Genomic DNA, 12,542 nt, shown 5'->3' on the forward strand with positions numbered 1-12,542 from the left:
GCCTCCGCAGAGGAAATGCCTGATGACGCTGCACGACGTCGCGCTCGACGACAAGTTCGATCTCGCAAAGGAGCGCATCTTCCTGTCCGGCGCGCAGGCGGTCATCCGCATGCTGCTGATGCAGCGCGAGCGCGATCGCCGCGCCGGCTTGAACACGGCCGGCTTCGTCTCCGGCTATCGCGGTTCGCCGCTCGGCGGCCTCGACATGCAGCTGTGGAAGGCGAAGAAACAGCTCGCCCAGGCTGACATCGTCTTCCAGCCGGGTCTCAACGAGGAGCTTGCCGCCACCGCTTGCTGGGGCGCGCAGCAGACGGAACTGCTGGGCGAGGGCACCCATGACGGTGTCTTTTCGGTCTGGTACGGCAAGGGGCCGGGCGTTGACCGCTCAGGCGACGTGTTCCGCCATGCCAACCTCGCCGGCTCGTCGAAGCATGGCGGTGTGCTCGCCTTGATGGGCGACGACCATATGGCCGAATCCTCGACCAACGCGCATGCCACCGAATTCCTGTTCGTCGACACGATGGTGCCGATCCTCAATCCCGCCGGTGTCCAGGAGATCATCGATTACGGGCTCTACGGCTTTGCCATGTCGCGCTTTGCCGGTACCTGGGCGGCGATCAAATGTGTCAAGGACAACATCGAATCGACCGCCTCGGTCGATGCCTCGCTCGAGCGGCTGAACATTGTGGTGCCGGACTTCGACATGCCGCCTGGCGGTCTCAACATCCGCCACGAGATCGACATGCTCGGCCAGGAGGAGCGGCTGCATGAGCACAAGCGCGCCGCAGCCTCCGCCTTCATCCTTGCCAACGGGCTGAACCGCATCGTCTATTCGGGCGGCCGCAACCCGAAGATCGGCATCATCACGCTCGGCAAGAGCTACCTCGATGTCCGCCAGGCGCTGGACGACATCGGCATCGACGAGGCGGCCGCCAACCGCATCGGGGTGCGGCTGTTCAAGGTAGGCTGCCCCTGGCCGCTCGACCTGCATCACATCGCCGATTTCGCCCAAGGCCTCGACACCATTGTCGTCGTCGAGGAGAAGCGCTCGCTGATCGAGGTGCAGTTGCGCGAAAGCCTTTATGGCACTGCCACCCAACCAGTCATTATCGGCAAGAAGGACGAGCGCGGCGAATGGCTGTTTCCGGCCAAGGGCGCGCTCGATCCCAACGAGATCGCCATCGCGCTTGGCGAGAGGATCGTCAGGACCATCGGCCCGTCCGAAGAGATTTCGGCGCGGGTGGCAAAACTGCGCCAGTTCCAGGCAATGCTCACCGAGGCCACCGACATCGGCTCGCGCACGCCGTTCTTTTGCTCCGGTTGCCCGCACAATTCGTCCACCAAGGTGCCGGACGGCTCTATCGCCGCGGCCGGCATCGGTTGTCACTTCATGGCGCTGTGGATGGACCGCAACACCGTCGGCTTCACGGCCATGGGCGGCGAGGGCGCGCAATGGGTCGGCCAGGCGCCGTTCTCCAAGCGCGAGCACATCTTCCAGAATCTTGGCGACGGCACCTACAACCATTCCGGTACGCTGGCGATCCGCTTCGCGCTGTCGAGCGACGCCAACATCACCTACAAGATCCTCTACAACGACGCCGTCGCCATGACCGGCGGCCAGCCGCACGAAGGCGGCCTGACCGTCGACATGATCGCTAGGCAGGTGCGCGCCGAAGGCGTCGACCGCATCGCCATCGTCACCGATGAGCCCGGCAAATATGCCGGCAAGGCCGAATTCCCGGCCGGCGCCACCATCCATCACCGCGACGACCTCGATCTCGTCCAGCGCGAGCTGCGCGAGGTCAAGGGCGTTTCGGTGCTGCTCTACGACCAGACCTGCGCCGCCGAAAAGCGCCGTCGCCGCAAGCGCGGCACCTTCCCCGATCCCGACAAGCGGGTCTTCATCAACGAACTGGTCTGCGAAGGCTGCGGCGATTGCGGCGTGCAGTCGAACTGCGTCTCGATCCAGCCGGTCGAGACCGAATTTGGCCGCAAGCGCAAGATCGACCAGTCGAGCTGCAACAAGGATTTCTCCTGCGTCAACGGCTTCTGCCCGTCCTTCGTCACCGTGCACGGCGCCAAGATCCGCAAGGCCGAGGGCCTTGCCGGCAAGGCCGATCCGCTGGAAGGCGTGCCCGTGCCGGCGCAATTCCCGCTTGGCGAGCAGGGCTGGGCGGCGATCATCGATGGCGTCGGCGGCACCGGCGTCGTCACCGTCGGTGCGGTGCTTGGCATGGCGGCGCATCTCGAGGACAAGGGCTGCGGCATGATCGACATGGCCGGCCTCGCCCAGAAGGGTGGCTCGGTGTTCACGCATGTCCGCATCGCCCGCACCCCGGACGACATCCATGCCATCCGCGTTTCGGCCGGCAAGGCCGATCTGGTGCTTGGCTGCGATCTCGTCGTGTCGGGCGCCAAGAAGGTGCTGACCGCTGTGCGCGAGGGCCACACCATCTTCGTCGCCAACACCGCCGAGATCATGCCCGGCGAATTCGCCCGCTCGGCCGATTTTTCGTTGCCGACAGAGCGGCTGAAAAAGGCGATCCGCGCGGCAGCGGGCGACGACAAGGCGCATTTCTTCGACGCCACCCGCACCGCCACGGCACTTTTCGGCAATTCGCTCGGCGCCAACATGTTCATGCTCGGCTTTGCCTTCCAGCACGGCGGCCTGCCATTGTCGGCCGAGGCCGTCGAAAAGGCGATCGAGCTCAACGGCGAAGCCGTGGCGATGAACATCGCCGCTTTCCGCTGGGGACGTCGTGCTGCCTATCAGCCGGATTTCGTGCGCCGGCTCGTTGCCCAGCCGGGTCCGGCCGTGGCTGGAAAGGCCGACCAGGCCACGGATATCGCCGAGACGCTGGACGACATCATTGCCCGCCGCGTCGCCTTCCTAACCGCCTATCAGAATACGGCCTACGGCAAGCGTTATGCCGAAAAGCTGGCCGTTTTGCGCGCCGCCGAAGCGAAGGCCGTGCCGGGTTCGACTGCGGTGGCGCAGGCAGCCGCCAGGAACCTGTTCAAGCTGATGGCGATCAAGGACGAATACGAGGTGGCGCGTCTTTACACGGACGGCTCTTTCGTCGCCGAACTTGGAAAACAGTTCCAGAGCTATGAAAAGCTCGAATTCCACCTCGCTCCGCCGATCATGGGCCGTCGTGGCAATGACGGCAGCCCGAGGAAATCAAGCTTCGGTCCGTGGATGATGAAGGGCTTTCGGGTTCTGGCGGCGATGAAGGGCCTGCGCGGCACCGCCTTCGACCTGTTCGGCTACACCGCCGAACGGCGCATGGAGCGGCAGCTACTGGCGCGGTACGAGGCGGATCTGGAGCTCATCGCCGGATCGCTGGCCCCGGCCAGGGTCGATGCGGCGGCTGCATTGGCTTCGGTGCCTGCCCTCATTCGCGGCTACGGCCACGTCCGTCGAGCCAGCGCCGACAAGGCTTCGAGCGAACGCCAAAGGCTGCTCGAACGCCTGTCGAGTACGCCGGCGCGGCCCGAACTTCAGGCCGCCGAATGATCGATACGCCTTGTTTACCTGAACGACAGTTTCCTTGCTTTCCGTTACGTCACTCGGCTTGACGGCAGGAGCGCGGGGGTCTCTCTAAATCTTTCTTAAGGCGGATGTGGCACTGCTTGGCTCCCCAGGGTTGGGATTCAGGCGTTGAATCTGAGAAAAAAGAACGAGATTCCGGTCGACGTCTACATTCCGTTCGTGGAAACCTTGTTTCGCGACGGGCTGACGCTTTCGATCGGCATTCTCGCGCAGACTTTCCTGATCGGCCTTGTCTGGTGGAAGAACGGCGATCCGCGGTATTTGCTGGTCGCGATCTCGATGGTTCTCGTCGGTGTGTTCCGCATGAGAAACTTTCGAAAATACAACAGCATGCCTTCGCCGACGACCTGGGAAGAAGCGCACAAGCGTGAGAATGACTACATTCTCTATGGCTCCCTGCATGGCTTGACGCTTGGCGCCTTCTGCCTGCTCGGCATCTATTTCGCGCGCGACGGTTTCGCCGAAATCGCCTCCGTTTGCCTGACGCTGGCGACGGCGACCTCCATCGCCGGCCGCAACTACGGCTCGCCACGCATGGTCACCATCCTGACCATTGCCTTGACCTGGCCGATCTCGCTGGGCTTCCTGCTGCGCGGCGACATCTACCATGTCCTCCTCGGGCTCCTGTCGGCGCCGTTCCTGTTCGCCATCCGGAAATTCGCCAACACCGTACGCGATGTGCTTTTTGCGGCCGTCTCGGAAGAAAAGAAGGCCAACCGCATCGCCCAGCGCTTCAACCGGGCGCTCAACACCATGTCGCACGGCCTTGTCATGCTCGGCCCGGACGGCCGCGTCGCGGTGGCCAATGCCGAGGCCGCGCATCTGATGTCGCTCAAGTCGCCCGATGCGCTGCTCGGCCGGTCGATCCATGGTCTGTTGATGCGCGGTGTCGCCGGCGGCATGCTGGCGCCCAAGGATTGCCGCTACATCGAGGCGCAGCTGACGCGTGCCCTGCGCGAGGGCCGCGACCGCAAGGTGCTGGTTTCCCTCGCCAACGGCCAGCATTATGAGTTCTCGGCTCGCGAAGGCAGCCAGGAACTGGGCGTCATCACCTTCGAGGACGTCACCGCCCGTGTCGAGGCGGAAGACAAGATACGCTTCATGGCACGTTACGACAACCTCACCGGCCTGCCCAACCGCGCCTATTTCCATGAACTGGTCGGCGAGGCCATGGTATCAGGCGATCGCGATCGTCTCTGCGGCCTGGCGGTGCTCGACCTCGACGATTTCAAGAGCGTCAACGACACGCTTGGCCATCCTATCGGCGACGGCTTGATCTATGCCGTTGCCGAGCGGCTTGCCGCCATTGCCAGGCAAGATATCACGGTCAGCCGTTTCGGTGGCGACGAGTTCATGATCTTCTTCGACCGCGTCGAGGATGAGAGCCATCTGACCAGCCAGCTCGACGAGATTTTCGCCGGCCTGCAAGGGGAAGTCGACGTTGCCGGTCACGGGCTGCGCATCCAGGCCAGCGGCGGCGCGGTACTGTCGCGGGTCAAGGATACCGATGTCGACGCCATGATCGTCAAGGCGGACCTGGCGCTCTACAAGGCCAAGGAGCTCGGCAAGAACAGCTGGCGGCTGTTCGAAGCCTCGATGGATGCCGCTTTCCGTAACCGTCAGCTGATGAAGGCGGATCTGCGCACAGCCGTGGAAAGCAAGAGCCTGCGGGTGGTCTATCAGCCGATCGTGGCGATGAGCACCATGCGCATCGCCAGCTGCGAGGCGCTGTGCCGGTGGGATCATCCCGATCTCGGGCCGATCTCGCCCAGCATCTTCATTCCACTGGCCGAGGAAATGGGCATCATTTCCGAGATCAGCACCTTCGTGCTGCAGGCAGCCTGCGCCGAATGCGCCAAATGGCCCGACCAGACCAGCGTCTCGGTCAATCTCTCCGCCAAGGATTTCCGCAGCCGCGATGTCATCCAGAAGGTTCGCGATGCGTTGGCCGGCACCGGCCTCGCCGCCTCCCGGCTCGAGATCGAGGTCACCGAAACGGCGCTGCTCGACGACAAGTCGCTGACGCGCCAGTATATCGAGGAGCTGAAGCAACTTGGCGTGCGCATCGCGCTCGACGATTTCGGCACCGGCTATTCGAGCCTGAGCTACCTGCACAAGCTGCCGCTCGACAAGATCAAGATCGACCGCTCGTTCCTGATGGACGTTACCCAGAATCCCCGTTCGCTCGAGCTGCTCAAGGGCATCGTCAACCTGTCGCGGCCGCTGGGGCTTTCGGTGACCGTCGAAGGGGTCGAGACCTTCGAGCAGCTCAAGATCCTGGCGCTGCAGGTCAAGCCTGATCTTGTCCAGGGGTTCCTGTTCGGTTCGGCGCTCAGCGCTTCCGGCATCGAGACGATGTCGAACACCGTATGGCCCTTCGCCAAGGATATCAGGACCGCCAAAAAGGCGGTACGTCGCTGATTTGCGGCGTATGGCGCATGGTGCCCAGGCACCGAGAGCCCATCCCTGTTTCCTTCAAGAGGCTCGAGGTTTCCCTGCACGTCGCGGGCCATGCCAAAATTTCCGCCGCTTCCCGTCATGTCCGAGATATGCTCTTTCCCCGTCGCGACGCAGAAAATCAAGAAAAGCACTATTTTAGTCTTATTTTAGCAATCGTTAACCTTAACGACTGGTAAACGGGCTGCTTCCCATTTTCATCTTTTACATCCCAGGACCCTGTCGTAGTGTCGGATCGCGGCGGCAACGTACGGGGATTGAGTTGATGATTGTGCAGTTGAGTTCGCTTCGTCCCGTGACGGGCGAGGACGGCAAGGACGCCGCCGACACCATGTCCAGCTTCGCCCGCAACGTCTCGGCGATGCTTGAGCGGACAGAGTACCGCCGCTGCGACAAGGGCGAAGATCTCGAGGACATCTACCGCCTGCGCTACAAGTCATATCGCTCGAACGATATGGTTCCCGACAACGAAAACCATACCATTCACGATGAGCTCGACGAGGCACCGAATGTCTACCGCTTCGGGGTCTATATCGACCAGGAACTCGTCAGCACGCTGCGTATCCATCACGTCACCTTGGCAACGCCGATGTCGCCTTCCACCAAGGCCTTTGGCGACATCGTCATGCCGATGCTTCGTGACGGGCTGAGCTTCATCTGCCCCAGCCGTTTTGCGTCCGATCCCGAATGGTCGCGCGTCTACCCGCAGATTCCTTACCTGACCCTGCGGCTGGCCGGCATGGCGTGCTTCCATTTCAACGCGCCCTACTGCCTGTCGACCATTCGTGAGGATCACGCCGGCTTCTACAAGCGTATCTACTACTCGGAGAAGATCAGCGAGTCGCGCGCCTATCCGGGCGTTTTCAACAAGGTCGTGCTCTACCGCGCCGACGTCAACGCCATCCGCGAGCGGTCCTTCTCACGGTTCCCGTTCTTCCGCTCGACGCCAATGGAACAGCGCATGCTGTTCGATACGCCGCATGTCGGAGAACTCGCGCCGCTGACCATCCTGCCCACGGCAAAGTACTATCACGAAGCCGCCTGATACGGCAGGATTCACACGATTTTGCAGGGCCGACAGGGAGCCTTTTGGCGACTTCGGCGTTCTGGGTGCGGCCACGAGCAGCGCTCCGGGTCGATTCTGAAGTTTTTGAGGGAACCCGTCATGACCATTTCCACACTTGCGCTCACCCCGCTCATCTCGCTGATCGCCGGCGTGCTGATCCTGGTCATGCCAAGGCTGTTGAACTACATCGTCGCGCTTTATCTGATCGTCGTCGGGTTGCTCGGGCTATTTCCGCATCTAGCCGGCTGAGGCGCCGGCTGCACGCAGGCGTCCGCTTTCGGAGCATCTTTCCGCATCAAGCACCGGATCCAGCGATTGGACTCCGTCGCGCGTCGGCAGCCGGCTTCAACCTTTCTTTGAGGCAGTTGTCGGTTGTTGTGCGGCAATAGCGCCATTGCTCTCGGCCCGGCTTTTCGCTATGTGCCTGAAAGATGTCTTCGAAGGGGTATTCCTATGGCTGATCACTCGCCGACCGGTCCTGTCGAACTGGGCGCGAAGATGGACTATGCCGAGCATGACCGCACCTATGCGGGCTTCCTCGCGCTGGCCAAGTACGGCTCGCTGTTTTGCGGAGCCCTGCTTCTGGCGATGGCCTTCGGCTTCTTCGCGGGCGGCTTCTTCTCGGCGACCATTCTGTTCGTGCTGATTCTGGCTGTCGGCGCCTTTATCCTCCGATAGATTTTTCCGACACCTTGTCCATGGCGCCGCCGCGAGGCCGGCCGGCGTCTTGCGGGAAATAGCTTCCGGCCGAAAGGATCATGCGGTGGGACAGACGGTTTTCATCCCTCGTGAACTCGATGCCAACGAGCCGCGCGTCGCGGCCTCGCCCGATACGGTGAAACGGCTGGCGGCGTTGGGCTTCGACGTCGTCGTCGAGGCCGGTGCCGGTCTGAATTCGCGCATCGTCGATGCCGACTATGCGAGCGCCGGCGCCGCCATAGGCAAGGCTTCCGATGTCGCCAAGGCCGATGTCGTGCTGAAGGTGCGTCGGCCCGGCGATGCCGAACTGAAGAGCTACAAACCCGGTACAGCGGTCATTGCCATCATGGATCCCTATGGCAACGATGCCGCCGTGGCAGCCTTTGCCAAGGCCGGCGTCACCGCTTTCTCGATGGAATTCATGCCGCGCATCACCCGCGCGCAGTCGATGGACGTCTTGTCCTCGCAGGCCAATTTGGCCGGCTATCAGGCGGTGATCGACGGGGCTTCGGAATATGATCGCGCGCTGCCGATGATGATGACGGCTGCCGGCACGGTGCCGGCGGCGAAGGTCTTCATCATGGGCGTCGGCGTTGCCGGCCTGCAGGCGATCGCCACCGCGCGGCGTCTGGGTGCGGTCGTCACCGCCACCGACGTTCGCCCCGCCGCCAAGGAACAGGTCGCCTCGCTCGGCGCCAAGTTCCTCGCGGTCGAGGACGAGGAATTCAAGGCTGCGGAAACGGCCGGCGGCTACGCCAAGGAAATGTCGAAGGAATATCAGGCCAAGCAGGCGGCACTCACATCAGAGCACATCGCCAAGCAGGATATCGTCATCACCACGGCGCTTATTCCCGGCCGGCCGGCGCCAAAGCTGGTGTCGGCGGCGATGGTCGCCTCGATGAAGCCGGGCTCGGTGCTCGTCGATCTGGCGGTCGAGCGCGGCGGCAATGTCGAGGGCGCTGTACCGGGCCAGGTGGTGACAACGGCCAATGGGGTGAAAATCGTCGGCCATCTCAATATGCCCGGCCGCATCGCGGCGTCGGCATCGCTGCTCTACGCCCGGAACCTGTTTGCCTTCGTTGAGACGCTGGTCGACAAGACGACCAAGACGCTTGCCATCAATCGCGACGACGATCTGGTCAAGGCGACGATGCTGACCGATGGCGGCAAGATCGTGCATCCGGCTTTCATAAAGGCCGACCAGCAGCCCCATGTCGAGCCGGCCGCAATCCCGGCCAAGACCATGGTCGCCGACGCTTCGCCCAAGAAAGCCGCGCCCAAGAAGGCGGCCGCCTCCAAGTCGCCCTCGTCGAAGCCGAAAGGGATCGCGTGATGGACCAGACCCTGCAGAAAGCCCTGGACCAGCTCGACCAGGCTTCCGCCGCCGTCCGGCTGGCGGTGCAAAACATGGCGACCGCGCCTGGTGGTGCCGACGCTGCGGGTGATGCTGCGCATGCGCTCTCCGGGGGCGCCATCGATCCCTTCGTCTTCCGCTTCGCCATCTTCGTCCTGGCGATCTTCGTCGGCTACTACGTCGTCTGGTCGGTGACCCCCGCACTGCACACGCCGCTGATGGCCGTCACCAACGCCATCTCCTCGGTCATCGTAGTCGGCGCGCTGCTTGCCGTCGGCATCGCCGCCTCCGGCATTGCCGCGGGCTTCGGCTTCGTCGCGCTGATGCTGGTCTCGGTCAACATCTTCGGCGGCTTCCTCGTCACCCAGCGCATGCTGGCCATGTACAAGAAGAAGGACAAGTAGAGCGCCATGAACGCCAACTTCGCGTCCTTTCTCTATCTGGTCTCCGGCGTTCTGTTCATCATGGCGCTGCGCGGCCTGTCGCATCCGACCACCAGTCGCCAGGGCAATCTCTATGGCATGATCGGCATGGGCATCGCCATCGCCACCACGCTGGCGCTGGCAACCCCGTCAGCGGGCCGCTTCGGCCTCATCGTGCTCGGCCTTGCCATTGGCGGCGGCGTCGGCGCCGTCACCGCGCGGCGCATCGCCATGACCTCGATGCCGCAACTGGTCGCCGCCTTCCACTCGCTGGTCGGCCTCGCCGCCGTCATGGTGGCGGCCGCCGCCATCTATGCGCCGGAAAGTTTTGGCATCGGCACGGATGGTGACATCCACGCCCAGGCGCTGATCGAGATGAGCCTTGGCGTCGCCATCGGCGCTATCACCTTCACCGGCTCGGTCATCGCCTTCCTCAAGCTCGATGGCCGCATGTCGGGCAAGCCGATCATGATCGGCGGACGCCACTTCATCAACGCGGCACTTGCCATCGCGCTCGTCGTGCTGATCGTGCTGCTGGTCACCACGGAATCGAAGCTGGTCTTCTGGCTGATCGTTGCCGCCTCGCTGGTGCTCGGTATCCTGCTGATCATTCCGATCGGCGGCGCCGACATGCCGGTCGTCGTCTCGATGCTCAACTCCTATTCGGGCTGGGCAGCTGCCGCCCTCGGCTTCACGCTCGGCAATCTGGCGCTGATCATCACCGGCGCGCTGGTCGGCTCATCCGGCGCGATCCTGTCCTACATCATGTGCAAGGGCATGAACCGAAGCTTCATCTCCGTCATTCTCGGCGGCTTCGGCGGCGAGACGGCAGCTCAGGCCGACGACGGCATCGAACGCACGGTCAAGCAGGGCTCGGCCGACGACGCCGCCTATCTGATGATGAACGCCCAGAAAGTCATCATCGTGCCGGGCTACGGCATGGCGGTTGCCCAGGCGCAGCACGCGCTGCGCGAAATGGCCGACAAGCTCAAGGCCAATGGCGTCGACGTGAAGTACGCCATTCACCCGGTCGCCGGCCGCATGCCCGGCCACATGAACGTGCTGCTCGCCGAAGCCAATGTGCCCTACGACGAAGTGTTCGAGCTCGAGGACATCAACTCCGAGTTCGCGCAGGCCGACGTTGCCTATGTCATCGGCGCCAACGACGTCACCAACCCGTCCGCGCGCGACGACAAGTCCTCACCCATCTACGGCATGCCGATCCTCGATGTCGACAAGGCCCGCACCTGCCTGTTCGTCAAGCGCTCGCTCGGCTCCGGCTATGCCGGCATCGACAACACGCTGTTCTACAAGGACGGCACCATGATGTTGCTCGGCGATGCCAAGAAAATGACCGAAGAGATCGTCAAGGCGATGGACCACTGATCGGCGATCACTTGAGACACGCCAAGGAACGCCCGGCTCGCGTCGGGCTTTTTCTTGGCTTGATGGCGATTTCCAGGCTACGATGAAGAATTCCCGTCTCGCTGGCGGGATTGTCGTCAACGGAGACGTTGGTGCCCGACCCCATCATCGCACCGCCGCCCGTCGGAAAACCGCCGCGCAAGCCTGGCCAGGCGGTGGTGATCGTGCATGGCATGGGCGAACAGCGGCCGATGGATACGCTGCGCGGCTTTGTCAGCGCCGTCTGGAGCCATGACCCCAGTCGCGCGCCGTTTTATGCCCATGTCGCCGATCCGGCCGACCCCGCCGGCGCGAAGATCAACCAGAGCTGGATCACACCCGACAGCCGGACCAATTCATACGAACTTCGCCGGATCACCACGCCTTACGATGTCGATGGCCGCCGCACCGATTTCTACGAGCTCTACTGGGCCGACATCACGCAGGGCACGACGCGGGGCCGACTTGCCGCCTGGGTGACAAACCTGCTGTGGCGCAAGCCCGCCGACATACCACCCGACGCCCGAAAGCTCTATCTGGTCACGCTTCTGGCCGTCATCATCGTTCTGGTCGCGGCTCTCGCGCTTGCGACGTCGGTTTGGCAGCAGCAAATTTCGTGGACCGTCGGCGCGCTCGTCACCATCCTGGCCTCGTTCGTCATCTGGTCAGTGGATCGTTTTGGCCTTCCCTATTTCGGCGATGTCGCGGCCTATGTGCGCGCTGAAGCTGCAACCGTCGAGAAGCGGGCTCTGATCCGCAGCCGTGGTCTGAAGCTGCTGAAGTGTCTGATGATGGACGATACCTACGATCGCATCGTGCTGGTCTCGCACAGCCTCGGGTCGATGATCGCCTATGACCTGCTGCAGATCTTGTGGGCCGATTTCAGGCCCCGAAAACTGGAGGCCATCCGCGACAAGGCGAAACTGAAGGCGATCCACGCCATCGACAAGGCGACGCTCGTCGCCGGCTCGGCATGGCCCGGCAGCCTGGACGATCTTGCCGGCTTCAGGCGCCATCAGTGGGAACTCTATCGCCAACTGCGCACCAAGGACGACAACCATGGGCCTTGGAAGATCAGCGATTTCGTCACGCTTGGCAGCCCGCTGACCCACAGCGAATTTCTGGTGACGCACAATCTCGCCGAATTCAGACGCGGCATCGCCGAGCGTCTGTTCTCGGCATGTCCGCCGGTCGCCGAGGGAGCGGCGGCCGGTGGCACATTGCTTTATCAGGAAGGGCGCAACCGTTCTTCGGGCAAGCCGCAGCGCGCGGTGCATCATGGCGCGGTGTTTGCTGCGACGCGCTGGACCAATATCTTCGACCGCGGCAACGGTTGGCTGACGGGGGATCCGATCTCCGGGCCGATGGCGGAGAATTTCGGCCCGGGCGTGGAGAACATCCAGGTCGAGCTACGCGGTTGCCTCGGCCGTGTCTTCACCCACACGCTGTACTGGTCGTTGACGGCGACCGGTGTCGAGGTCGGCGATCGGCCGCGCTCGCATCTAGAGCGATTCCTATTTTGAGAGAATCGTAGGATTCCCAAAGCCGGATGTTTGTGATTCAAGATGCTGGCTGGATTGGAGGCCA

Annotated in this window: 9 protein-coding genes; all 9 read left to right on the forward strand. The window is 63.0% G+C overall.

From position 1 onward, the window contains the following. The first annotated feature begins 22 nt into the window (after positions 1 to 22). Entirely contained in the window at positions 23 to 3,517 is a 3,495-nt protein-coding gene (locus NKH95_RS28260; protein ID WP_352893927.1) for an indolepyruvate ferredoxin oxidoreductase family protein, read from the forward strand. A gap of 144 nt (positions 3,518 to 3,661) precedes the next feature. After that, positions 3,662 to 5,974 (forward strand): putative bifunctional diguanylate cyclase/phosphodiesterase, encoded by a 2,313-nt coding sequence (locus NKH95_RS28265; RefSeq protein WP_023813597.1) that lies wholly within the window; start codon positions 3,662 to 3,664, stop codon positions 5,972 to 5,974. A gap of 301 nt (positions 5,975 to 6,275) precedes the next feature. Next, a complete protein-coding gene (locus NKH95_RS28270; protein WP_013528206.1) occupies positions 6,276 to 7,055 on the forward strand; it encodes an N-acyl amino acid synthase FeeM domain-containing protein in 780 nt (259 codons plus the stop codon). Between the two features lie 120 nt (positions 7,056 to 7,175). After that, positions 7,176 to 7,325 carry a DUF3096 domain-containing protein gene (locus NKH95_RS28275; protein WP_013528205.1) on the forward strand — a complete coding sequence of 50 codons (150 nt, stop codon included), beginning with the start codon at positions 7,176 to 7,178 and terminating at the stop codon, positions 7,323 to 7,325. 204 nt (positions 7,326 to 7,529) lie between these two features. After that, positions 7,530 to 7,754 (forward strand): aa3-type cytochrome c oxidase subunit IV, encoded by a 225-nt coding sequence (locus NKH95_RS28280; RefSeq protein ID WP_013528204.1) that lies wholly within the window; start codon positions 7,530 to 7,532, stop codon positions 7,752 to 7,754. Positions 7,755 to 7,839: 85 nt separating this feature from the next. Continuing rightward, the gene (locus NKH95_RS28285) at positions 7,840 to 9,108 is read left to right on the forward strand and encodes a Re/Si-specific NAD(P)(+) transhydrogenase subunit alpha (protein ID WP_352722528.1); all 1,269 of its coding nucleotides are present in this window, start codon (positions 7,840 to 7,842) and stop codon (positions 9,106 to 9,108) included. Further along, on the forward strand, positions 9,108 to 9,533 hold the full coding sequence (locus NKH95_RS28290; RefSeq protein ID WP_006339983.1) for a proton-translocating transhydrogenase family protein: 426 nt from the start codon (positions 9,108 to 9,110) through the stop codon (positions 9,531 to 9,533). Before NKH95_RS28285 ends, NKH95_RS28290 begins: the two co-directional genes overlap by 1 nt. Before the next feature lie 6 nt (positions 9,534 to 9,539). Beyond that, on the forward strand, positions 9,540 to 10,937 hold the full coding sequence (locus NKH95_RS28295) for an NAD(P)(+) transhydrogenase (Re/Si-specific) subunit beta (protein ID WP_352611587.1): 1,398 nt from the start codon (positions 9,540 to 9,542) through the stop codon (positions 10,935 to 10,937). Between the two features lie 131 nt (positions 10,938 to 11,068). After that, positions 11,069 to 12,478, forward strand: a complete 1,410-nt coding sequence (locus tag NKH95_RS28300) for a hypothetical protein (protein WP_245273295.1) — start codon at positions 11,069 to 11,071, stop codon at positions 12,476 to 12,478. Positions 12,479 to 12,542: the final 64 nt, after the last annotated feature.

The sequence above is a fragment of the Mesorhizobium sp. M0848 genome (assembly GCF_040319805.1).
Taxonomy (GTDB): domain Bacteria; phylum Pseudomonadota; class Alphaproteobacteria; order Rhizobiales; family Rhizobiaceae; genus Mesorhizobium.